Source organism: Streptomyces marispadix (assembly GCF_022524345.1).
GTDB classification, from domain to species: Bacteria; Actinomycetota; Actinomycetes; order Streptomycetales; family Streptomycetaceae; genus Streptomyces; species Streptomyces marispadix.
This window is the reverse complement of sequence record NZ_JAKWJU010000002.1, coordinates 6,574,724-6,598,230: the sequence shown is the minus strand read 5'-3', so window position 1 is coordinate 6,598,230 and position 23,507 is coordinate 6,574,724. Positions and strand designations below refer to the sequence as shown.

At 72.3% G+C, this 23,507-nt stretch carries 16 protein-coding genes and 1 pseudogene; 7 read left to right on the top strand and 10 right to left on the bottom strand.

Translation table 11 applies throughout. The features are described from left to right. Positions 1-141: 141 nt before the first annotated feature. Both MMA15_RS27340 and MMA15_RS27335 read right to left on the bottom strand, forming a co-directional pair. A complete protein-coding gene (locus MMA15_RS27340; protein WP_241063538.1) occupies positions 142-3,402 on the bottom strand; it encodes an amidohydrolase family protein in 3,261 nt (1,086 codons plus the stop codon). A 369-nt stretch (positions 3,403-3,771) separates the two neighbouring features. Further along, positions 3,772-4,731, bottom strand: a complete 960-nt coding sequence (locus tag MMA15_RS27335; protein ID WP_241062830.1) for a LysR family transcriptional regulator — start codon at positions 4,729-4,731, stop codon at positions 3,772-3,774. 114 nt (positions 4,732-4,845) lie between these two features. On the opposite strand from MMA15_RS27335, the gene MMA15_RS27330 reads away from it, so the two are divergent. Together MMA15_RS27330 and MMA15_RS27325 are read left to right on the top strand one after the other, a co-directional pair. Continuing rightward, positions 4,846-5,811 carry an aldo/keto reductase gene (locus tag MMA15_RS27330; protein WP_241062829.1) on the top strand — a complete coding sequence of 322 codons (966 nt, stop codon included), beginning with the start codon at positions 4,846-4,848 and terminating at the stop codon, positions 5,809-5,811. A 163-nt stretch (positions 5,812-5,974) separates the two neighbouring features. Beyond that, on the top strand, positions 5,975-6,943 hold the full coding sequence (locus MMA15_RS27325; RefSeq protein WP_241063536.1) for an aldo/keto reductase: 969 nt from the start codon (positions 5,975-5,977) through the stop codon (positions 6,941-6,943). Positions 6,944-7,005: 62 nt separating this feature from the next. Here MMA15_RS27325 and MMA15_RS27320 read toward each other — a convergent pair whose 3' ends face one another. The 3 genes and pseudogenes from MMA15_RS27320 to MMA15_RS27310 form a co-directional block, all read right to left on the bottom strand. Continuing rightward, entirely contained in the window at positions 7,006-7,791 is a 786-nt protein-coding gene (locus MMA15_RS27320; protein WP_241063534.1) for an aldo/keto reductase, read from the bottom strand. Positions 7,792-8,058: 267 nt separating this feature from the next. Beyond that, positions 8,059-8,964, bottom strand: coding sequence for a TIGR03619 family F420-dependent LLM class oxidoreductase (locus tag MMA15_RS27315; protein ID WP_241062828.1), 906 nt, complete (start codon positions 8,962-8,964; stop codon positions 8,059-8,061). A 508-nt stretch (positions 8,965-9,472) separates the two neighbouring features. Continuing rightward, a pseudogene (locus MMA15_RS27310) lies at positions 9,473-10,228 on the bottom strand (DUF817 domain-containing protein); the annotation flags it as partial. Between the two features lie 205 nt (positions 10,229-10,433). On the opposite strand from MMA15_RS27310, the gene MMA15_RS27305 reads away from it, so the two are divergent. Together MMA15_RS27305 and MMA15_RS27300 are read left to right on the top strand one after the other, a co-directional pair. Continuing rightward, on the top strand, positions 10,434-11,003 hold the full coding sequence (locus MMA15_RS27305) for a TetR/AcrR family transcriptional regulator (protein ID WP_241062826.1): 570 nt from the start codon (positions 10,434-10,436) through the stop codon (positions 11,001-11,003). A gap of 228 nt (positions 11,004-11,231) precedes the next feature. Next, entirely contained in the window at positions 11,232-13,121 is a 1,890-nt protein-coding gene (locus MMA15_RS27300; protein WP_241063533.1) for a propionyl-CoA synthetase, read from the top strand. 75 nt (positions 13,122-13,196) lie between these two features. On the opposite strand, the gene MMA15_RS27295 is transcribed toward MMA15_RS27300, so the two are convergent. After that, positions 13,197-13,424, bottom strand: coding sequence for a DUF5133 domain-containing protein (locus MMA15_RS27295; protein ID WP_241062825.1), 228 nt, complete (start codon positions 13,422-13,424; stop codon positions 13,197-13,199). Between the two features lie 312 nt (positions 13,425-13,736). Here MMA15_RS27295 and MMA15_RS27290 point away from each other — a divergent pair, with 312 nt between their 5' ends. After that, positions 13,737-14,840 carry a PP2C family protein-serine/threonine phosphatase gene (locus MMA15_RS27290; protein WP_241062824.1) on the top strand — a complete coding sequence of 368 codons (1,104 nt, stop codon included), beginning with the start codon at positions 13,737-13,739 and terminating at the stop codon, positions 14,838-14,840. Between the two features lie 88 nt (positions 14,841-14,928). On the opposite strand, the gene MMA15_RS27285 is transcribed toward MMA15_RS27290, so the two are convergent. Further along, positions 14,929-15,759 (bottom strand): endonuclease/exonuclease/phosphatase family protein, encoded by an 831-nt coding sequence (locus tag MMA15_RS27285; protein ID WP_241062823.1) that lies wholly within the window; start codon positions 15,757-15,759, stop codon positions 14,929-14,931. A 133-nt stretch (positions 15,760-15,892) separates the two neighbouring features. Beyond that, entirely contained in the window at positions 15,893-16,267 is a 375-nt protein-coding gene (locus tag MMA15_RS27280) for a hypothetical protein (protein WP_241062822.1), read from the bottom strand. Between the two features lie 307 nt (positions 16,268-16,574). On the opposite strand from MMA15_RS27280, the gene MMA15_RS27275 reads away from it, so the two are divergent. Then, the gene (locus MMA15_RS27275; RefSeq protein WP_241062821.1) at positions 16,575-18,968 is read left to right on the top strand and encodes a penicillin acylase family protein; all 2,394 of its coding nucleotides are present in this window, start codon (positions 16,575-16,577) and stop codon (positions 18,966-18,968) included. 149 nt (positions 18,969-19,117) lie between these two features. On the opposite strand, the gene MMA15_RS27270 is transcribed toward MMA15_RS27275, so the two are convergent. Both MMA15_RS27270 and MMA15_RS27265 read right to left on the bottom strand, forming a co-directional pair. Next, positions 19,118-19,732, bottom strand: coding sequence for a dihydrofolate reductase family protein (locus tag MMA15_RS27270; RefSeq protein ID WP_241062820.1), 615 nt, complete (start codon positions 19,730-19,732; stop codon positions 19,118-19,120). A gap of 167 nt (positions 19,733-19,899) precedes the next feature. Then, positions 19,900-20,265, bottom strand: a complete 366-nt coding sequence (locus MMA15_RS27265; RefSeq protein WP_241062819.1) for a hypothetical protein — start codon at positions 20,263-20,265, stop codon at positions 19,900-19,902. A gap of 363 nt (positions 20,266-20,628) precedes the next feature. Here MMA15_RS27265 and MMA15_RS27260 point away from each other — a divergent pair, with 363 nt between their 5' ends. Beyond that, the gene (locus tag MMA15_RS27260; RefSeq protein ID WP_241062818.1) at positions 20,629-23,412 is read left to right on the top strand and encodes a SpoIIE family protein phosphatase; all 2,784 of its coding nucleotides are present in this window, start codon (positions 20,629-20,631) and stop codon (positions 23,410-23,412) included. Positions 23,413-23,507: the final 95 nt, after the last annotated feature.

The window sequence follows — 23,507 nt, the reverse complement described above, 5'->3', positions numbered from 1 at the left end:
CCTTCTCCGGCGCCGGATCGTCCGGCATCGCCGCCCGGCGATCGGCCGGGGCCGTATCGCCGTCCGGGCAGGGGCAGTTGGAGCAGTAGGACGAAGGCGGCGGTAAGACGCGGCCCCGGCGGGGTTACGTGCCCGGCGTCGTCAGACGCCCATGTCGCAGCAGCCCTCGCGGCGCAGTTGGCGGCTCACGAGGCGCCAGGCGTCCGCCGTGGCCCCCGTACCGCGGGCCTCGCGTTCGGGGAAGGACGCGGTCAGTTCGGACGTTTCGTGGAGTTCGCCGCCGCGCAGCACCGAGACCGTACGTACGAGGTCGTCGAAGTCGGAGAAAGGATCGCCGCCGACGAGGGTGAGGTCGGCGAGCTTGCCCTCCTCCACCGTGCCCAGGTCCTTCTCGGCGCCGAAGACCCGCGCGGGCATCACGGTCGCGGTGCGCAGCGCTTCGGCGGCCGACAGTCCGCCGCGGTGCAGCGCGCGCAGCGCGAGATGGAGATGGAGGCCGACCGGCACGAGCGGCTGGTCGGTGCCGAGGGCGATGAGGCCGCCGGAGTCGAGGATGCGGCGGTAGACGGCCGTCTCCCTTGCCAGGGTGGCCAGTTGGCCGTCGGTGGGCGGTGTGCCGGCGAGTTCCTCGACGGCGCCGGTGTCCCACGGCGGCATCAGCCGCGTCACCCGCGGGTCCCCGGCGAGCGACGGATCGGCACCGAGCAGCGGCGCCGCGGTGAACGGGGTGGCGATCAGACAAAAGCCGGCGCCGCGCGCTGTGTAGATCTCCTGCACGTCCTGCTGCGCATGGCCTGTCGCGGTGGTGGCGTGTCCGTACTCCAGGCGCTGCGTGGCCTGGAGATGGGTGGTCAAGTCGCCGCCGAGCTGTATGCCGGGGGTGCACAGATGGCTGCCCGCGCGGACGCCGAGCCGCTCGTGGGCGAAGCGTGCCGCCTCGGCCATGATCCAGCCGGGCGCCCGTACGTACGTCTTGACGAAGTCCCAGTCGAGTCCTTCGGCACGCTCCAGTGAGCGGCGCAGTCCTTCGCGGGTGCGGTGGGCGCGGCCCATGCTGTAGGCGACGCGGGCGCCGTCGAGGAGTTCGCCGGTGGCCAGCAGCCGGGGCCCGGCGAGGGCGCCTGCCGCGACTGCCTCGCGGACGCGGGCCTGTTCGTAGGCGAAGCCGCCCAGCGATACGGCGGTGGTGATGCCGTATGCGAGCTGGGTGGCGGTCTGGCGTCCGCCGTAGGTGCTCTGCCAGGGGTGGGTGTGGGAGTCCCACAGGCCCGGCACCACGGTCAGCCCGGAGGCGTCGATGTGGCGGGCGGCGGCGCGGCGCGCTCCCGCGCGGTGCGGAAGCACCTGGCGGATGCGGCCGTCGCGCACCACGATGTCGACGTCGTCGCGGACGTGTTCGCCCGTGCCGTCCCACAGCCGGCCTGCCCTTACGACGGTGTCGCGGGCGCGCGGCGGCCGGTGGCGCAGCCGCAGCGGCACCGTGTGCGCTGCGCCGCTGCGGACGTCGAGGCGGCGCAGCCTGCCCGCCGAGAGATACATCAGGGTCTGCGAATCGCCCGACCAGGACGGGTGGTCGGCGCTCTCGTCGGTGAGGCGGCGCGGTTCGCCGCGGGGTGTGCCGTCGGCGTGTACGGGCAGCAGCCACAGCGCGGACTCGCTGACGACCGCGAGGTGCCTGCCGTCGGGGGACCATACGGGGCCGCTGTCGTAGCGGTCGGAGAGGGAGGCGTGCTGGGAGAGGGCGTAGAGCCGGTCCTCGCCGCCGGCGGCGCCGACGACGCGGATGACGTTGTAGCCCTCGCGGAAGCGCTGGTTGAGGCGGTTGCGGTCGCACAGCGCGAGATAGCGGCCGTCGGGGGACCAACTGGGTCTGCCGGGGAGACCGGCGGCGCCCAGTGGCTTGGCGATGACGCGTTCGGGTCCCTCGCCTCGTGCGGTCCCGTCGGTTCGCTTCGAGGGGGAGGCGCTGCCGCGCAGGTCCCTCACGACGAGGTTGCCCGTCATGTCCAGGCAGGCCAGTTGCGTGCCGTCCGGGGAGAGCACGGGGAAGACACGGCCGCCGCCGGCGAGTTCGGTGTCCTCGCCGTTACGGAGGTCGTGCCGCCGGACGGCGAGAAGCCCGTCGCGGTCGTCGGAGTAGACGAGCCCGCTCCCGTCGGGCGTCCATGTGGGGGCGAGGGGATAGCGGGTGTGACTGCCCTTGACGACCTCTCGGGGGTGTCCGTGGCCCGAGACCGGCGCCACCCAGAGGGAGTTGAGCGCCGCGAAGGCGACCCGGCGGCCGTCGGGCGAGAGCGCGGGAAGGTGCAGTGCGCGGACGTCTCTGCTGCCGCCCGCGTCGAAGCCGTAGTCCTTCACCCGGTAGCGGGGGCGTTCGACGGGCAGCGACGCGGCGAGCGTGATGTGCTCGGCGTCCTTCGGGTCGGCGGTGCTTACGACGGTGAACCGGCCGCCGACGGTGAGCAGCAGCTTCTCCGCGGAGACCCAGCGGGGCGGGACGGGCTGCAAGTCTCCTTCGACGGCGAGGACTTCACCGTCGACGATCAGCGTGCAGGACGCGGCAGGTGACGGGGTGATGCGCAGATGTGCCAGCCGTCCCGTGGGTGAGACGGCGGGTGTCATCACGTCCGCGCCGTCGTCGCCGGTGTGTTCCGTGCGGACCGCTCCCCCGCCGTCCGCCGGTACGGAGGCGATGACGCGGGTGTGCAGAACGGGCCCGTTCTCCCCCTTCACGGGGGTACCGCGGGCGAACAGCACGCGCCGCCCGTCGGGGGACCACGCCGGGTCGAAGTCCTCCCAGGGGCCGTCCTGTCGGGGCCCGTCCTGCCCGGGAAGGCCCGTCAGCCGGGTGAGTGCATTCGTGCGTACGTCCAGGACCCAGATGCGGTACGGGCTGCCGGTCACGGGGTGGCCGCCGCGCTCGGAGGCGAAGGCGATGCGGGTGCCGTCGGGCGACCAGGCCGGGCCGCGGTCGTCCCAGGGGCCGTCGGTGCGCTGACGCAGGCCGGAGCCGTCGGGGCGCAGGGTCCACAGGTGGAATCCGCCGCCGCGGTAGGCGCAGACGGCCAGTTGCTTGCCGTCGGGGGCGAACTCGGGGCGTGTGGGCTCCAGTTCGGGATCGGTCAGTGGTACGGCGGTGCCGCCGTCGCGGGGCACGGACCACAGGACGTTCTGCACTTCGGCGACGAGGCTGTCGCCGCCGGGGGCGAGGGTGGCGGCGCCGTTGGTGGCGGCGGTGAAGGAGAGCGTGACGCGGGAGGCGAGCGCCTGCGGGGCGGAGTCCGCGGCGGATGCGGAGGCGGGCGGCGCGGCTGCGGAAGCGGTGCCCGGGGTGGCGAGCACGGTCCCGGCGGCGGAGGCACCGGCCGCGCCCGCGGCGGTGAGAAAGCGGCGGCGGGACAGCCGTGCGGCGCGCGAGAGCGGGTTGCGGGGGCTGGACGCCGCGGGGACGTCAGGTTCGCGGGCACCGTGTGCGGGCGCCTCGGGTCCGTCGGCGGCTTCGGTTGCGGAACCGGCTCCGGAGTCGGCACCGGAGTCGGCTCGGGGGCGATCGGCGGCGGGCTCGGCGGTGGAGTCTGTGGGGGTCAACGGCCCTCCCGGGGCACGGTTTCGATCGAACGCGGAGACGGCCTCCGTTGTGCGGGTGTGCGTGTTCGCGTCGGCCCCGTACCGCGTACGGCGGAGGCATCGATGGTGTCCAGGACCGAACTCGCCGGTCAACACCCCCTGTCCGCAAGGGCCGTCGGCCGGTCGCGGCCGTCGACTGCGGTGTCACGCGGGCGAGTTGCCCGGCTCCTCCTGCGGCAGGTCGAGCAGCGTGCTCAGCTTCCGCGCGGCGGGGCTGGCGGCCTCACCTGCGGGTCGCGCGAGGGAGACCTGCCACACCGGCTGCGGGCCTTCCGTGAGAGGCAGGGCGCACAGCCCGCGGGCCTGCGGCTTGCGCGCGAAATGCCGTGGCACGACGGCCACTCCGAGGCCCTGCTCGACGAGTTCGATGAGGCTGTGCACGTCGTTGACCTCCAGTGCGACCTGGCGTTCCACGCCGGCGGCGGCGAACGTGCGGTCCGTGAGCTGCCGCACGCCCCAGTCGGGCTGGAAGTCCACCAGTGCCTCTCCCTTCAACTCCGCCCAGCGCACGTGCCGTTGCGCTCCCCCGGCCGGTCCCGGGGCCGATTCCTCGGCCGGCCCCTCGCCGGGTCCGGCGAGGGCGTGTTCCGGGTGGCAGAGCAGTACGAGGGGCTCGCCGGTCAGCGGTGTGAGCCCTACGCCCTGGGGCGGCGGCCCACACAGGGCGACGAAGGCGAGGTCGAGGCGGCCCGCGGCGACGTCGTCGGCGAGCAGACGCGAACCTGCCTGCCGCAGCCGTATCTCCACCTGCGGGTGCTCCGCACGGAACCGGGCCAGCAGCCGCGGCACGTCCACGCCCGCGATGCACTGCTCGCTGCCGACGGACAGCGTGCCCCTCAGCAGCCCCTGGGCCGCGGCGACCGCCTCCTTCGCGGCGCGGACGCTCGCCAGGGTGCGGGTCGCCTCGCCGAGCAGCGCCCGGCCGGGGCCGGTGAGTTCGACGCTGCGGGTGGTGCGCACGAAGAGCTTGGCGCCCAGCTCCCGTTCGAGGGCGCGGACGGAGGCCGACAGCCCGGACTGGGAGACCAGCAGCCGCTCGGCGGCGCGGGTGAAGTGCCGTTCCTCGGCGACGGTGACGAAGTATTCGAGATGCCGTAGTTCCACGATTGAGAAGGCTAGCTGCTCAATCCGTTCGCTTTCTTCTATTGGACGCCTGGCGCGGTGCGGGCGAGGGTGGAGACGTCCACGACGTACGCGAGATGTACGAGGAGCGCACTCATGCGGACCACCACCCTCGGAGCCACCGGCCTGGAGGTCTCACGTGTCGCCTTTGGGACATGGCAACTGGGCGGCGACTGGGGCGAGTTCGACGAGGACGCGGCAGTCGCCGCCGTACGGCGGGCCCGCGAGCTGGGCGTGAACTTCTTCGACACGGCGCAGGCGTACGGCTTCGGCGCCTCGGAGCGGCTGCTGGGCAAGGCACTGCGCCAGGAGCTCGACCGCGACCGTGACAGCGTCGTCATCGCCACGAAGGGCGGCGTGCGCCCGGACGGCGGCGGGCGGGACGCCTCCGCGGCCTTCCTGCGGGAGGGCGTGGAGCAGAGTCTGCGTGCACTCGGCGTCGAGACGATCGACCTCTACCAGGTGCACTGGCCCGACCCGAAGACGCCCGCGGCGGAGACCGCGGAGGCGCTTCAGCGCATGGTGGAAGAGGGCAAGATCCGACACGTCGGCGTCTCCAACTACGACGTGGCGCAGATGGAGGAGTTCGCCGCCGTGCGTCCCGTGGAGACGCTCCAGCCGCCCTACCACCTCTTCCGGCGCGGCATCGAGGCGGAGATCCTGCCCTACACCCGTGAGAAGGGAATCGGCGTCCTCGCCTACAGCCCCCTCGCCAGCGGGCTGCTGACCGGCCGCTTCGACGAGGACACCACCTTCGACGAGGACGACTGGCGCAGCAAGGCCACGGCCTTCACCGGCGAGGCGCTGCGGCGCAACCTCGCAGTGGTGCGGCGGCTTTCGGACTTCGCGGAGGCACGCGGCCGCCGCGTCGGCGAGATCGCCGTCGCATGGGTGCTGGCACACGTGGACGTGGCGCTGGTGGGAGCGCGCAGCAGCTCCAGCATCGAATCGTCCGCCGCGGCAGCGGACATCACGCTCAGCGCGGACGAGATCGCCGAGATCGAACGCATCGCCTCCGACGGCGTCCCCATCGAGGGCGCCAGCCCCGAAGGCGTCGCCTGAGCGGTCATCCCGCCGTCAGGCCGGCACGCCGCCCATCGCACCGCTCGCGTACCGACCACGGCGCGGCACCCGCGCCGAAACGACCCGCCGACCCGACGACACACCTACGCGACACCCCTGGAGACCTTCCGTGTACCAAGCCGACGACGGCCGCTACGAGTCGATGCCCTACCGCCGTACGGGCCGCAGCGGCCTCCGCCTCCCCGCGATATCGCTGGGCCTGTGGCACAACTTCGGCACCGACCGCCCGCTGGAGCGCCAACAGGCCATCGTGCGGCGCGCGTTCGACCTGGGCGTCACCCACTTCGACCTGGCCAACAACTACGGACCGCCGCCCGGGGCCGCGGAGACCGCCTTCGGCCGCATCGTCCGCCAGGATCTGCGCCCGTACCGCGACGAGATCGTCGTCTCCACCAAGGCGGGGCACCTGATGTGGCCCGGCCCGTACGGCGAGTGGGGCTCCCGCAAGAGCCTGCTGGCCTCCCTCGACCAGAGCCTGGGCCGGACGGGCCTGGAGTACGTGGACGTCTTCTACTCGCACCGGCCCGATCCGCACACGCCGCTGGAGGAGACGATGGGCGCGCTGCACACCGCCGTGCAGCAGGGCAAGGCGCTCTACGCCGGAATCTCCAACTACTCGCCGGAGCAGACGCGTGAGGCCGCCCGCATCCTGCGTGAGCTGGGCACTCCGCTGCTGATCCACCAGCCCCGCTACTCCATGCTCGACCGGCAGCCCGAAGAGGGTCTGCTGGAGACGCTGACGGACGTCGGCGCCGGCTGCATCGTCTTCTCACCGCTCGCACAGGGGCTGCTCTCCAGCCGCTATCTCGACGGCGTACCACCGGGATCGCGGGCCGCCGGGGCGAGCCCGTTCCTCAGCAGCGACCAGATCACCGAGGAGACGGTAGCGATGCTCCGCGGACTGAACGAAGTGGCCCGCGAGCGCGGCCAGTCGCTGGCGCAGATGGCGCTGGCCTGGGTGCTGCGCGACAGCGTCACCTCGGCGCTGGTGGGCGCGAGCAGCCCGGAACAGCTCGCCGACAGCGTGGCGGCCGTGGAGCGTCTCGGCTTCGACGACGGCGAACTGGCGCGCATCGAGGAGCTGTTGGCGCAGGGCCCGGCACCGCGCTGAGCAGACGCGCGGACGGCGGGCCCGCCCCCGCTTCAGGCCCGCCCGCCGTCTGTCTGCTCCGGTCAGCCGAAGGTGTCGGGGTCCGGCCCTACGCGTTCGCCGGTCTCCAGCGAGTCCATGTCGGCGAGGTCGTTGCCGTCGAGCTGGAAGTCGAAGACGTTGAGGTTCTCCCGGACGCGTGAGGGCGTCGCCGACTTGGGGATGACGATGTTCCCGAGCTGGAGGTGCCAGCGCAGCACGACCTGCGCGGGGGTCCTGCCGTGCTTCTCCGCGATGCGGGCGACCGCCGGGTCGTCCAGCACCCCGTTGTTCCGGCCGAGCGGCGACCACGCCTCGGTGGCGATGCCGAGATCGGAGTCGAACGCCCTCAACGCCCGCTGCTGGAGGCGAGGATGGAGTTCGATCTGGTTGACCGCCGGTACGACGTCGGCCTGCTGCGTGAGGCGCCGCAGATGCGCGGGGTGGAAGTTGGAGACGCCGATCGCCCTGGCCCGCCCCTCGGCGTGGATCTTCTCCAGGGCCCGCCATGTCTCCACGTAGAGATTCCGCGCGGGCAGCGGCCAGTGGATGAGGTAGAGGTCCACGTACTCCAGGCCCAGCTTCGTCAGCGACGTGTCGAAGGCGCGCAGGGCGGCGTCATACCCGTGGTCGGTGTTCCACAACTTCGTCGTCACGAACAGCTCTTCGCGCGGAATGCCGGACGCGGCCAGCGCACGGCCCGTGCCCGCCTCGTTCTTGTACAGGGCGGCCGTGTCGATGCTGCGGTAGCCGACTTCCAGGGCGTAGGCGACCACGCTCTGCGTCTCGGCTTCCGGCACCTGGTAGACGCCGAAACCGAGCTGCGGCATACGGATTCCGTTGTTCAGGGTGACTTCGGGGCGGGTGCTCACGCTGCGTTCCTCAATCCTCGGTGACTCAGCTCCCCGGCCTGGCCTTTCACCGGGTGTCGCGGACCTGGGGCTTACTTTACGGAGTGCGTCACCGGCATCACGCACGGCACAGCCCTACGCCGGAGATGCGGTATTCGCGGCGGGTGCGGAGCGGTTGGGCAGGCGCAGCGTCGGGGCGAGCCGCCTCGCGCGTGGCGCCGTGCGCTCGGCAGCGGTCGCAGCCGCTCAGTCGCCGCCGTAGGAGCCCAGTGCGTAATCGGCGACCGTCTCCAGCAGGCGCTCGTCCTCCTGCTGGGGCCGCATCGAGGACGGTTCGCCCCGGTAGGTGTCGAACAGGACGTGTGTGGCGCCCAGTTCGGCGAGGCCGTCCAGATCGCTCCTGATCTGGCCGAGCGTCCCCTGGCCCGCCAGGCGCTCGTCCTCCTCCAGCGGCGAGTCGGTCAGCAGCAGCGGCAGCCGGGGAGCGAACGCCGGTACGGGCCGCTCCTCCTCGTCGGCGATGCGGCGCAGCGCGGGAAGGCCCTGCTCGCGGTAGAAGCGCATGCGCTGGTTGAGCGGATGCCATGCGTCACCGTGTCTGACGGCTCGGCGCAGCGCGGCCCTGCTGGCGCCGCCGACCCACACCGGCGGCACGCGCAGCGGCAGCGGCCCGGTCGCCACATCGTCGAAGGACACGAACTCGCCGTGGTGGGAGATCCGTTCGTGCCGCCACGCCCTGGTGACGACGTCCAGATACTCGTCGGTGATCGCACCGCGCCGCCGGTAGTCGACCCCCAGCGCCCGGTACTCGCTCTCGCTCCAGCTCACCCCTACGCCCAGGATGAGGCGCCCGCCGCTGAACCTGTCGATGTTCGCCGCGGCGCGGGCGGTCAGCAGCGGATGCCGGAACGGCAGCACGGTGACGGTGGTGCCCAGTTCGATGCGCTCGGTCCGGCCCGCGAGCCAGGCAAGCGTGGTGAACGGATCGTAGAAGGGCGCCTCGTACTGCTCGGCGACCTCGGGCGTGACCGCGATGTGGTCGGAGATCATCGCGAACCCGAAGCCCCGCTCCTCGGCGTAGCGTGCCCAGCGCAGCAGCGTCGAAGGTCCCGTGCCCGTACCGAAGTTGAGGATGTTGACGCCGAATCGCACCGGGCTCTCCGTTCCGTTCCGCCTTCTGTACGTCCCCCTCGCGGACGCCCTGGCTCGTTCACGTACGCACCCGCATGGGTACCGCGGAGGCGATCTCCGCAGGTCACAACAGGGAGGAGGCCCGGCGGATTCCCGCTCCCCCGGCGGGAGTCCAGGGGACCAGGGGCCGGGGCGAGGCGGGCGGTGTGCCGCTGCTGCGGGGTGCGGGTAGGGCGTAGGGCGTGCGGCGCCCTCATCTCGGTACGCGCGGCCGCGGCCCGGGCCGGTACTGCGGCTCGTACTCCGGATCGTGCTCCGGTCCGCGTTCCCGGACCCGCCCCGGCTCACGCTCCTGCGCCCGCTTGGGCGTCGCCTCCCCCTGGCGTGCCGCAACGCGCCTGCCCCCAGGACTCGTTGGCGGCCTCACCTCAAAGCCGCCGTGCGCCGTTCCGACGCGTGCCGTTCCGACGCGTGCCGTTCCGATGTGCGCCGCGCCGTCGTGCGCTGCCACGTCGGGCCGGGCGCCTTCCCCCTTCCGCGACATCGCCGCCAGTACGAACGTGACGCTGATCAGCAGCGCCCACGCGCCCGCCTTCGCGGGGCTCACCGGCTGCCAGCCCTCCAGTTGGTCCGGGTAGCTCCACGCACCGGCGTACGTCGCGGCGTTCTCGGCGATCCACAGGAAGAAGCCGATGAGCGTGAACCCCAGTGCCAGGGGCATCCGGGGGCGCCAGGCCCCAACCGAGTAGTGCACCCATGTGCCTGCCGTCGCGTACAGCATGAGCAGCGCCAGCACCCAGCGGGCGTCGGGCAGCCAGTGGTGGGTGAAGAAGTTGATGTAGACGGCGGCCGACAGCGCGGCCATGACGCGCGGCCGGTAGCCGGTGATTCCCAGGTCGAGCAGTCGCCAGGCCCGGCAGACGTAGCTTCCGACGGCCGAGTAGAGGAAGCCGCCGTACAGCGGTACGCCTCCGATCTTCGTCAGTGCCGCTTCGGGGTAACTCCACGATCCCAGGCGGACCTTGACCAGCTCGAAGAGGAGACCGATGACGTGGCAACCCGCGATCACCACGGTGTCCCGCCCGCTGTCCCAGCCCGCGCGTCTGGCCACCACCGCGAGCACGACGCCGTAGACCAGCACGATGTCGTAACGCGCCACGGGCAGTTCGGGCAGCAGGCGCGAGGCCGCTATGCCGCCGAGCAGCGCGGCGGCGAAGGCACAGCAGCGCGCCTGAAGCCACCCGAAGAGCAGCAGCCGGCGCACCGCCCGCGAGAACGCGTCCATGCCAGGAGGACGCTCAGGGCGGCGGCGCGGTTCGCACCGCCGCCCCCACCCCGGTCGTCAGCCGTCCGGGCCGGGCGGCCCCCCTCCCACCGGCCGTGGCTCCCCCCTTGCCGGTCCGCCCGGCCCGACGGCTTGAGAACGACCGTTCTCCGACGAGGAGGCTACAGTGCCAAGCGGTGCTCATCAAGCGGCGAGGAGGGCGAACATGGACACCGAACTCCCTCCGGACACACGTGTGTTGGACGCGGCGGACGACCTCTTCTACGCCCATGGCGTGCAGGCCGTCGGCGTGGACCGCATAAGAGACGCCTCCGGTGTCTCCCTCAAGCGCCTCTACCAGTGCTTTCCCTCCAAGGGCGCCATCGTGGAGGCGTATCTGCGCCGCCGCGACCAGGTCTCGCGCACCGCCTTGGAGGAGCACATCGCGGGCTACGGCTCGCCGAGGGAGCAACTCCTCGGCATGTTCGAGTGGCTGCACGACTGGTTCCGTCAACCCGGCTTCCGCGGCTGCGCGTTCAACAACGCCTTCGGCGAACTCGGCGCGGGCTCGGACGCGGTGGCCGAGGTCGTTCGTACGCACAAGGCCGCACTGCGTGCCCGGATTCTGAGCCTGGTGGAGGGCGTCGGCGCCGCCGATCCGGAGGCCGTGACGGCGCAGATCGTCGTGCTGTTCGACGGAGCGATCACCGTCGCGACGGTCTCGGGCACGCCGGAGGCGGCGCTACAGGCACGTGACGCGGTCGCCGTCCTCCTCGACGCCCACGGCGGGGCATAGCGACCCTGCCGGGCCCCGGCCGCAGAACCCGCCGCGCTGAAACCTTCGCCGCCGCCAGGGTCCGCGAGGCTTATCCGGCGTGCGCAGTGCCCGTATCGTCGTCGCCGTACCCGCCAGGCGGTGAAAGCCCCGGCGGCGGGCCTGATCCCGTCCCGGCAGGGCACGCTCACCGTCGCAGGACAACGCACGAGCGGGCGGCCGCTGCGGGACGCCCGGAAGGAGGCCACGGTGGGCGACTACGAGGAGATCTTCCGTGCGAGCGTCGCGGACCGCGAGCGGTTCTGGCTGGAAGCGGCCGGTGCGCTGGACTGGCACAGGTCGCCGACGAAGGCGCTGGACGACTCGCGACCGCCCTTCTACCGCTGGTTCCCCGACGGCGAGTTGAACGTCTGCCACAACGCGCTCGACCGCCACTGCGACGCCGGCCGCGGCGAGCAGGCCGCGCTGATCTACGACTCCCCCGTCACGGGCGTGAAGCGGACCTACAGCTACGGGCGGCTCCGCGACGACGTCGCCGTCTTCGCCGGTGTCCTGCGGGACGCGGGCGTCTCGGCGGGCGACCGGGTCGTGATCTACATGCCGATGGTGCCGGAGGCGGCCGTCGCGATGCTCGCGTGCGCGCGGCTGGGGGCGGTGCACTCCGTGGTCTTCGGCGGGTTCGCGGCGAAGGAACTCGCCGTGCGGATCGACGACGCGGCTCCCAAGGTCGTCGTCTCCGCGTCCTGCGGCATCGAGGGCTCACGCGTCGTGGAGTACAAGCCTCTTCTGGACCAGGCGGTCGAGCTGGCCTCGCACAAGCCGGACCGCCGGATCATCCTCCAGCGCCCGCAGGCCGAGGCGGCCATGGGCGAGGACGACATGGACTGGGAGACCGCGTGCGCGGCGGCCTCCCCCGCGGACTGCGTGACGGTGGCCTCCACCGATCCGCTGTACGTCCTCTACACCTCCGGGACCACCGGGAAGCCCAAGGGCGTCGTCCGCGACAGCGGCGGCTATGCGACCGCCCTGACCTGGAGCATGGCCAACGTCTACGACGTCGGGCCCGGGCAGACGCTGTTCACCGCCTCCGACGTCGGCTGGGTCGTGGGCCACTCCTACATCGTCTACGCGCCGCTGCTCGCCGGCGCGACGACGGTGCTCTACGAGGGCAAGCCGGTGGGGACGCCCGATGCGGGCCAGTTCTGGCGCGTCGCGGCCGAGTACGGGGTGCGTTCGATGTTCACCGCCCCGACCGCCTTCCGTGCCCTGAAGAAGGAGGACCCGGACGGGGAATTCGCCCGCAGCCACGACCTGTCGTCGCTGAAGTACCTGTTCCTCGCCGGTGAACGGCTCGATCCCGAAACCTACCGCTGGGCCTCGCAGTTGCTGGACATCCCCGTCATCGACCACTGGTGGCAGACGGAGACCGGCTGGCCCATCGTCGCCAACCCGGCCGGGATCGAACTGCTGCCGGTCAAGCCCGGTTCGCCGACCAAGCCCCTGCCCGGCTGGGACGTGCAGGTCCTCGACAGCGACGGCAAGCAGGTGCCGCCGGGCACCAACGGCGCCATCGTCGCGAAGCTGCCGATGCCTCCGGGCGCGCTGCCGACGCTGTGGAACGACGACGACAGGTTCGTCGAGTCGTACATGTCGGCCTACGACGGCTACTACCTCACCGGCGACGGCGGATATCTCGACGAGGACGGCTATCTGTTCGTCATGGGGCGCACCGACGACGTCATCAACGTCGCGGGCCACCGCCTGTCGACCGGCGGCATGGAAGAGGTGCTGGCGAGCCATCCGGATGTGGCGGAGTGCGCCGTCATCGGGGTGGCCGACCAGCTCAAGGGGCAGGTGCCGCGCGGTTTCGTGGTGCTGAAGTCCGGGGTCGACGCCACCGCGCCGGGCTACGTGGAACGGCTGCGTGACGAACTGGTCCAGCTCGTACGCGACCAGGTCGGCGCGGTCGCCTCGCTCAAGGACGTGGCTGTCGTCGCGGCGCTGCCCAAGACCAGGTCGGGGAAAATCCTGCGCAAGTCCATGCGGAGCATCGCCGACGGCACCGACGAGCCGGTGCCCAGCACCATCGACGACCCGAGCGTGCTGGAGGCGCTGCGGCCCGCGTTGCGGCGGGGGTAGCGGGCGAAGGCGCGGGGTGGGCGGCGCGTTCCGCCCACCCCGCGCCGCGTCGCTTCGCACCTGCCGGGGCCGGGGTCAGCCGACGAGCAGCGAGTCGTCCCGGGTGTGGGCGCCCGGCAGATGGTGACGGGCGGCGATGACCGCGGCGTCGACGTCGCTCGTGCCGGTCGCGATGCACAGCGAGTAGGCGACGTCGTCGAGACGCTGGCTGGCCGCCTCTCCGCCGTGCTCGGCGTGGAGTTCCCGCAGGGTCTCGTACTGGGCCAGTGTCTTGGCCAGGACGGCAGGGTGTGCCATGAGCATGAGAGTGCTCCTTGCGTCGGGGTACGGCTGCCGCACGCGGAAGGACCGACGGGGACCGGACGGCACAACGGGCCCTCGGCGCCCGAAACGGCGCTCTCCCGCGAATGTGCCTGCTGTCCGAAGCACTTGACCCACGGGTTTATCCGGCGACCGGCTGTCCCAAACCCCGCAGCGCGCATAGATTGCCCCGGCACGGTGCCCGCCGCCGGACGCGGTGGGCCCGATGAGGCGGCCGTCGTACGGCGGCCGGCCGGTGCGTACGTCCGGGTGCGCCGTTCTGCGCGGCGCCCACAGCAGCGGTAAAGAGTAGATATGTCGCAGCGGCTCGCCGACCTCCACCAGTCCATGCGCGAGAGCTACTGGATGCCCGCCCTTCCCCTGGCCTGGCTGGTGATCGTCGTCGTGGCCGACGTACTGGCGCCGCCGGACATCCATCTGGGTCCGCTGCTGGTGGCGGCGCCCGCCATCACCGCCTCGTTCGGCGGGCCCCTGCTGACGGGCGTGATCGCCGCTCTCGCCGTGGCCGCGCAGGCGCTCATCGCGGTGCTGCGCGACAAGCAGCAGCTCTTCTCCGCGAACCATCAGGCGCAGATCGGCGCCCTGGTCCTGGTCGGCGTGTGCCTGGTGATCTTCTGCACCGTGCAGGAGCACCGCGCGCGTGAACTGTCCCAGGTCAGGAATGTCGCCGAGACCGCGCAGCAGCTTGCCCTGCGTCCCCTGCCCGCGAGGATCGGGCCGCTTCGGGTCGCCTCCCTCTACATCGCCGCCGAGGCCGAGGCCCGCATCGGCGGCGACCTCTACGCCGCGGCGCGCACGCCCTCCAGCACCCGGCTGATCATCGGTGACGTACGGGGAAAGGGCCTGTCCGCGGTGGGCGACGCCACGCTTCTCGTGGGTGCGTTCCGCGCGGCCGTACGCGCCGGGACGGACCTGGCCGAGACCGCCGCTTTCCTCGACGAGAGCGTCACCTGGAACCTGGGCGAGCCGTCCAGGACTGAGCAGGCGCGGGAGACGTTCATCACCGCGTCGCTGATCGACATCTCCGACGACGACAGCGGCTGCCGCATCGTCACCTGCGGGCATCCGCCACCGCTGCTGCTGCGCAAAGGCCATGTCATGCCGGTCGAGCCGCACCTGTCCGCGCCGCCGCTGGGGCTCGGCGACATGGCGCACGCCGACTACGCCGTGGACGCCTTCGAACTGGAGGCGGGGGATCTGCTGGTGCTGTACACGGACGGCATCACCGAGGCCCGTGACTCCGGCGGGCGCTTCTATCCGCTCGCGGAGCGGATGACGGGATGGGCGGAGTCCGGTCCGGAGACGCTGCTGAAGCGGCTGCGACAGGATCTGACCCGCCATGTCGGCGGGCCGCTGGACGACGACGCCGCCGTGATCGCGGTGGAGCGTGCGACGTAACGCCTCCGCAGCCGAAGGGCCGTTGTCTGCGGGCGTTGCCTGCGGGGTGGCGGCCGGGGGCGGCGAACCTGCCCGCCCGCAGGGGCCGTCAGCCGTCCCGGAGCTCCAGGGTCGCCTGCACCGGGAAGTGGTCGCTGGGGTAACCGCCCTCGTGCGTACGGGTGTTGACCCTCGCTGACGTGGTGCGCACGCCGGGCGAGGTGAGGATCCAGTCGATACGGGGCCCTGGCGAGGCGCCCTTGTAGTCGTGCCAGGTGCGGTGCTCCTCGCCGCGGCGCTCCGGCGGTGCGGCGGTGAAGACGTCCGTCAACTCGCCGTCCCTCAGCAGGGTTTCGTAGACCCCGCCGTCGTCCTTCTGCGCCGGGACGTTGAAGTCGCCCATGACGACGCACGGCAGGCTCGTGTCGAACGCCGGAAGCGGGCCGCCTGCGTCTCGCATCTGCTCGACGAGCAGCCGTGCGCCCGCGAGACGGGCCTCGGCGCTCACATTGTCCAGATGGGTGTTGAGCACGTGGAAGCCGCGTCCGCTCCTGCGGTGATGGAAACGCACCCACGTCACCATCCGCGGAGAACCCGCGCCGGGCCACTTCGCGCCCGCGCTGCGCGGATCCGGGGCTATCCAGAAGTCCTCGTGCGCGACGGCCTCCAGCCGTCCGGCGTCGTAGAAGACCGCCATGAACTCGCCGCGGCTGCCGCCCTCCCGGCCCGTCCCGAGCCAGTCGTACTCCTTCCCGGACTGCCTCATGTCCTCGTGGATCTCCCGCAGTTGGCGGTGGAGGCCCTCCTGGGTGCCGACGACGTCCGGTGACTCCTGCCTCAGCAGCGCGGCCACGGCCGGGCGGCGTTCGGGCCATGAGTGCGGGACCGCGGGGTCGTAGTCGGCGAAGCGGAGGTTGAACGTCATCACGTGAAGCTCCATGGCACATCCGTACCACTGCTTCGCGGCGCGCGTGCGGCCGTTCCCGGGTCGTACGGCCGGTCCGTCGCTGCCGCTCGTCGCTGGCGGCGACGCAGCCGGGGCCGCGGCGGGGCCGCCGCGGGGCCGCCCGGCGTCAGTGGCGGGTGCGGCTCGGGGCGCGCAGTGCCGCCGCCGAGAGGGCCGCCCACCCCAGCGACACGGCGACGGACATGGGGCGGACGTGCCGAGGCAGCGTCGCGCCGAGCAGCACGGCGTCCCCGAGGTCCGAGGCGATACGTACCAGGGCGGCGGTGCGCAGTGCCGGGCCCTCGGGGGCGAGCACCATCGCCGCGCCGTCCGCGACGTCCCGCCACACCAGGGGCCGCAGCGAGATCCGCGTCGTCTCCTCGACCTCGCCGCCTGGGCCGCTCAGGCCCGAGGGCCGCGCCAGCAGTTCCGGGCGGGCCGCGACCGCGAGCCCGTACAGCGCGGTGGCCGCGCCCACGCATCGCAACGTTCTGACGTGCACCGTGCCTCGCCTCGCTCTCTCGCAGATCCGCCTCCACGGCAGCGCCTGCCGGGTACCCCTTCGGGCGTCCGGCGAGTCCCGTACCGGGCGATGAGTGACCGGCCGGGGTTACGGAGACGAGCGGCCTGTACGTAAGGAGACGAGGCCGTGCCGTGTCCGTGGTGCCGCCGCTGGGCAGGGGTCCGCGGTGGCCGTGGTTTCCTGCCGTGTGCGGTGGCCGTATGCGACGGCTCCGCCTGTACAGGCCGGGAACCCGTACCGGGAAGCGGCCGTAACGACCAGGAACGCTGCACGGAGGGCGGAGCACGTGCCGGACGCTGAGGATTCCCAGACCGTCTTCGAGGTGCCGGGCCTTGCCGCGCCCGTGGAGATCCGCATCGACCGCTGGGGGGTGCCGCATCTCTACGCCGCTTCCCGCGAGGACCTGTATCTCGCGCAGGGCTTCAACGCCGCCCGCGACCGCCTGTTCCAGATCGATCTGTGGCGCCGCCGCGGACTGGGGCTGCTCTCCGAGGTGTTGGGCCCGCGTTACGTCGAACACGACCGTGCCGCACGGCTGTTCCTCTACCGGGGCGGCATGGAGGAGGAGTGGCGGGCCTACGGGCCGGAAGTGGAGCCCGCGGCGCGGGCGTTCACCGGGGGGATCAACGCCTTCGTCGAAATGTGCGGACGCCGACGGACGCTGCTGCCGCCGGAGTTCACGCTCCTCGGCTACGAGCCTTCCTGCTGGGAGCCGGGCGACGTGGCCCGTATCCGCAGCCACGGCCTTCACTACAACCTCGGCGACGAGGTGGCCCGCGCGCTGACCCTGCGGGACTTCGGGCCGGAGGCGGAGGATCTGCGCAAGGTGCGGGAGCCGTCGCCGCACCGGCTGCGGGTGCCGGAGGGGCTGGATCTCTCCGTGATCCCCGACGACGTACTGCATGTCTACCGGCTGGCTACGACGGCTCCGTGGGCGCCCGCGTCCGGGTCGCGAAGTGCGGCGCCCCGTACGGGACTCGACGGCAGCAACAACTGGGTCCTGGACTCCTCCCGCACCGCCACGGGCCGCCCGCTGCTGGCCAACGACCCGCACCGCGCGGTGACGCTTCCCTCGCTGCGCTATCTGGTGCATCTCTCCGCCCCGGGCCTCGATGTCGTAGGCGGCGGCGAACCGGCACTGCCCGGCGTCTCCATCGGGCACAACGGGCGGGTCGCCTTCGGACTGACGATCTTCCCGATCGACCAGGAGGACCTGTACGTCTACCGCACCGACCCTCAGGACCCCAGCCGTTACTTCCACGACGGCGGCTGGGAGTCCATGGTGCGTGTGACCGAGACCGTTCCGGTGGCGGGCGGCGAGGACGCCAAGGCCGAGCTGCGGTTCACCCGGCACGGGCCGGTGATCCGCCGGCTACCGGAGCGCAACGCGGCGTTCGCGGTGCGGGCCGCGTGGCTGGAGCCGGGCATGGCCCCGTATCTCGGCAGCCTCGGCTACATGGGCGCACGTAACGCGGACGAGTTCACCGAGGCGATGCGGCACTGGGGCTCCCCCGGCGAGAACCAGGTCTACGCGGACACCGAGGGCACCATCGGCTGGTGCCCCGCCGGGCGGGTCCCGGTGCGTACGGGCTGGGACGGGACGCTGCCCGTGCCGGGCGACGGGCGCTACGAGTGGTCGGGCCACCATGAGCCGGGCACCCTGCCGTCGGCACGCAACCCGCGCAGCGGCTGGCTCGCCACCGCCAACGAGATGAACCTGCCGCCCTCCTATCCGAACGCCGAACGCACGGTCACCTACGACTGGTACGCCCCCTACCGCTACCGCCGGATCGCCGAGGTCCTGGAGAGCCGCCGCGACTGGACCGTGGCGGACTGTGTGCGCTTGCAGACCGACCATCTGAGCCTGCCGGCACGCGGCGTGCTGCCGCTGCTCGACGGCCTGGACGGCGTGGACGGCCGGGCCGGGCAAGACCCGCGCGTCGCCAGGGCGCTCGGAGTGCTGCGCGGCTGGGACGGGAGGCTGGAGGCGGACTCGCCGGCGGCGGCGCTGTTCGAGATCTGGTTCCGCCGCCATCTGCGTCCGGCGCTGCTCCGCTCGGCGCTGCACCGCGTACTGCCGGAGCCGGACGGGCAGTTGGAGCGCGCGCTGGCGCGCGTCCTGCCCGCCGAGGACGCCGCCTCCGACGCCCGCGTTGATCTCGGGCTGCTGCTCTCGCCGGAGGGGCGGCCGGGACTCGAAGACCCCGACGAGGTGCGCCGCGTCCTCCTGACCTCCCTCGCGGACGCCTTCCCGGAAGCGGAGCGGCTGCTCGGGGACGACCCAGGGAGCTGGGAGTGGGGGAAGCTCCACCGGAGCCTGCTGCGCCATCCACTGGCGGAACGGGTGCGGGAGCGTACGGGAGGCGAACCGGAGTGGATGACGGTCGGCCCGGCGCCGCGCGGCGGCAGCGGAGACACCGTGGGCGCGGCCGCGTACACCTCCGACTTCCGTCAGAGCGGGGGCGCCACGTTCCGCCTCGTCGTGGACGTCGGTGCCTGGGACGAGTCCGTCGCGATGAACTCGCCCGGCCAGTCCGGCCATCCGGACAGCCCCCACTACCGCGACCTGTTCTCCTCGTGGGCGGCGGACGAAGCCTTTCCGCTTCTCTACAGCCGCGCCGCGGTGGAACAGCACACGGAGCGGGTCCTCACCCTCAGGCCCGCGTCCGGCACCGCATAGCACCGCATAGCCCGGCCGACGTCGCCGCGGACGCCTGCTTTCCGCATCGGCCGTCCGCTCGCCCTCGCCGCGTCCCCGGCGGTCTCGGCATGGGGCAGCGGGCCGCGCCGACCCGATGACCGCTCGCGGCGCCCCCGCCGTCGAAGCGGCTAGCTTCCGGAGCCGGGCAGATGCGCCTTGGCTTCGTCGTATCCGGCGTCGCCCGGGGAAGAGGCAGGCGCGTAGAGGAGGTTGAGGACCCCGGTCTGGAACGTTTCCGACGACACCAGCCGCAGCGGGATCGCGGGCCCGTCCTCGTCGAAGAGGCGCATGCCCTTGCGGACGGCGACGGGGTGCACCAGAAGGTTCAGCTCGTCGAGCAGACCTGCCGCGAGGAGCTGCCGCACGACGGATACGGAGCCGCTCATGGCGATGTCGCCGCCCGGCTCGTTCTTCAGGGCGGCCACGGCGGTTTCGAGGTCGCCGTCGAGCTGTTCGGAGTTGCGCCAGGTGAAGTCGAGCTTCCGGCGGGAGACGACGATCTTCCGTGCGTCGCCGAGCTTCTTCGCGAAGGGGGCGTCCTCACCTCCGGCCGCTTCGCGCTCGGGCCAGGCACCGGCGAAGCTGTCGTAGGTCCTGCGGCCCAGCAGCACCGTTCCTGCCGCTCCGAGGCTCGCGTCGACGGCGGCGCCCATCTCGTCGTTGAAGTACGGGAAGTGCCACTGGTCGGGGGCCTCCACGACGCCGTCGAGCGAGATGAACAGCCCAGCAGTGATCTTGCGCATGGTGTCCTCCGGGTCAGGAGCCGATGAGCCTTCCCCCGGTCGGACCACCGCGGCGGCCCGTACTCATCGGTGCGCCGCCGGTGAATTCGCTTATGCCTGCGGGCGGGTGCGCCGGTGCGGCCGCGGGCGCCCGTGGGCCGTCTCGCGCATGCCCGCCGCCGCGCCCCCTAGCGTCCGTGGGTGAACTGCCTCGCCGGGATGAAGAGCGTGTGCCCGCTGCCGAAGGCGATCCGCAGGCCGTCGGCCGTCCAGCGGGCCGAGACGATCCCGGAGTCGCCGAGCGCCGTGTCGATCTCCAGCGTGTGCCCGTAGGACAGGCCGGGGTCCCGGCCCGCTGTCAGCCGGTACGACACGTCGCCGGAGAGGGTGTGCTCCCGTACGAGTCCCGCGTAGTGCCGTGACGCGTCGTCATAGCTCACCTTCGCCGGCTGGCGGCTGCGGTGGACGGTCTCGGAGTGCGGCCACCACAGCACGGCGGCCGATGCGACGGTCAGCGCAGCGCCCACCGCCACACCGAGAAGGGCGGGCCGCATGCTCCCCGCCCGGTGGGCGCCCCGCCCGCCGCGCGGTCGTCCCTCATGTGACCTCCCGTCATACGACGTAGGGAACGTGTCGTCTGACGGGACTTCGGCGGGGGAAATGGCGCTTCGCCTCCTCGGTGCGGGGCGGTCACGTTCGAACGGTCGTGAGGACTGCCGGGCTCTCAAGGGCTGGGACGCGGTGCGGGCCCAGGGGGGTTGACCGGGAGCTGACGGGTGGTCGAACGGACGGGGCTGGGCGCCCGTGTACGGATCGTCCAGGTAACCCGCAGGACTCGCCCGGTGACGCAGGGCCAGCCAGCATGAATGATGGAGCCGTCGACGAGGAGAACATGACGTGACCGTGGAGGCATGGGCATGGCCGGGCCGCTGAGGCGTCTCCGCGCCCTGTCCGCCTCCCGGCGGGCCGAGGGGCGGCCGGACGGGCGCGCAGCGGGCGGGCCGGGGAGCGGGGAAGCACACGGGGCGCCGCACGGCTCACGAGGGCGGCGTCTGTGGTCGCTGCTGAGCGAGGCGAGCGTCGCCCGGCAGGTGTTCGCCCTTCAGATCGTCGTCGTGCTGCTGCTGGTGCTGGCCGCCGTGGTGGCGCTGGTGCTACAGGCCCGCAGCGACAGCGCCACCGCCGCACGGGACCGTTCGCTCGCCGTGGCCGAGACGTTCGCCAACTCGCCGGGCACGCTCAGCGGGCTGCGCTCCCCCGACCCGACGGCGCGGCTGCTGGGCCCGGCGGAGGCGGCACGCAAGCGGTCGGGGGTCGACTTCGTCGTCGTGACGAACACCGAGGGCATCCGCTTCACCCACCCCATCAGGAACCGGATCGGCAAGAAGTTCGTCGGCACCATCGCACCGTCCCTGCGCGGTCACGTCCATACGGAGACCATCCAGGGCACCATCGGCAAGATCGTCCAGGTCGTCGTCCCGGTGAAGGACTCCGACGGCAAGGTCGTGGGCCTGGTCTCCTCCGGAATCAAGATCACGAAGGTGAGCGGAGTCGTCGACCGGCAGCTCCCGCTGCTGGTGGGCGCCGCCGCCGTGGCGCTCGCACTCGCCACCGGCGGCACCGCCCTGGTCAGCCGCCGCCTGCGCCGCCAGACCCACGGCCTGGGCACGCTGGAGATGACGCGCATGTACGAGCACCACGACGCGGTGCTGCATGCGGTGCACGAGGGCGTGGTGATCGTCGACGGCGAGGGGCGGCTGCTGCTCGCCAACGACGAGGCCTCCCGGCTGCTGGACCTGCCGCCCGACGCCCAGGGCAGCCATGTCACCGAACTCGGCCTGGAGACCCCGCTGGGCAGACTGCTGTACCCGGGACGTGTCGCCACCGACGAGGTGATGCGCTCCGGGGAACGGCTGCTGGCGGTCAACAGCCGTCCCACGGACCGCGACGGAGGGCCGCCCGGCACGGTGGCCACGTTCCGGGACACCACGGAACTGCGGCTCCTCTCCAGCCGGGTCGAGATGATCCGCAGGCGTCTGACGCTGCTGTACGAGGCCAGCGGCGGCATCGGCACGACCCTCGATGTGACGCGTACCGCCGAGGAGTTGGCGCAGGTCGCCGTCCCCCGCTTCGCCGACTTCGTCACCGTCGACCTGGCGGAGCCGGTGCTGCACGGCGACGAGCCGGCCCCGTACGGCGGCGGCCTCGCGATGATGCGGCGCGTCGCCTTCAGCGGAATCCACGACGATCCGCCGCTCTTCCCCGTCGGTGAGCTGATCACCTTCATCCCCGAGTCGCCGCAGGCCCGCAGCTTCGAAAGCGGCCGGGCCGTGCTGGAACCCCGGCTGAGCGACTCGCCGGGCTGGCAGGCGGTGGCCCCGGAGCGGGCCGCGCGGGTCATGGACTACGGCATCCACTCGCTCGTGGCCGCACCGCTGCGTGCCCGTGGCGTACTGCTGGGCGTCGTGAGCATCTGGCGCATGGAGAAGCCGGAGCCGTTCGAGGACGACGATCTGTCCCTCGCGACGGAACTGGCCGCACGCGCCGCCGTCTCCATCGACAACGCGCGCCGATACACCCGTGAACACGGCATGGCCGTCGCCCTTCAGCGCAGCCTGCTGCCGCGTGCCCTGCCCGAGCAGAGCGCCGTCGAGGTCGCCTCCCGCTATCTGCCCGCGGAGGCCGGTGTCGGCGGCGACTGGTTCGACGTCATCCCGCTGCCCGGCGCCAGGGTGGCGCTGGTCATGGGCGACGTCGTGGGGCACGGGCTGCATGCCGCGGCCACCATGGGACGGCTGCGCACCGCCGTGCACAACTTCTCCGCCCTCGACCTGCCGCCCGACGAACTCCTCGGCCACCTCGACGAGTTGGTGGCTCGCATCGATCTGGACGCCCTCGCCGCGGGCGACGAGGCGACGATCACGGGAGCCACGTGCCTCTACGCCGTCTACGACCCTGTCCTGCGTACCTGTGTGATGGCGAGAGCGGGTCACCCGACGCCCGCGCTGGCGCGTCCCGACGGCACGGTGGAGTTCCCGGCGATGCCGTCCGGACTGCCGCTGGGCATCGGCGGACTGCCCTTCGAATCGGTCGAGTTGGGCCTGGAGGAGGGCAGCCGCCTCGTCCTCTACACCGACGGCCTCGTCGAGCGCCGGGGCCAGGACATCGACACCGGGCTGCGGCTGCTGCGCGAGACCCTGGCGCACGCGGGCCAGTCGCCGGAGGAGAGCTGCGACGCCGTGCTCGACGCGCTGCTTCCGGCCCGCCCCAGCGACGACATCGCGCTGCTCGTCGCCCGTACCCGGGTGCTCGCGCCGGATCAGGTCGCCGAGTGGGACGTGGTCTCCGATCCGTCGGCCGTCGCGGGAGTACGTACGGCCGTGACCCGCAGCCTCACCGAATGGGGCCTGGAGGAACAGGCGTTCGTCACGGAGCTGATCCTCAGCGAGCTGATCACCAACGCCATCCGCCACGCCACCGGGCCCATCAGGGTGCGGCTGCTGCGCGACCGCACCCTCATCTGCGAGGTCGCGGACCACAGCAGCACCTCACCGCACCTTCGCTACGCGGCGACCATGGACGAGGGCGGACGTGGACTCTTCCTCGTCGCCCAGTTCGCCGACCGCTGGGGCACCCGCTACACCAAGGACGGCAAGGTCATCTGGGCCGAGCAGTCGCTGCCCGTGAGGCGCGGGGACTGAGGGCAGGGCCTGCGGGCGGCGCGAGCCGACGGGCAGTGCGTGCCCGCACGCCATAGCTTCGGCCCGCCGTGGTACCCGCACGTCTCCACGAGCCG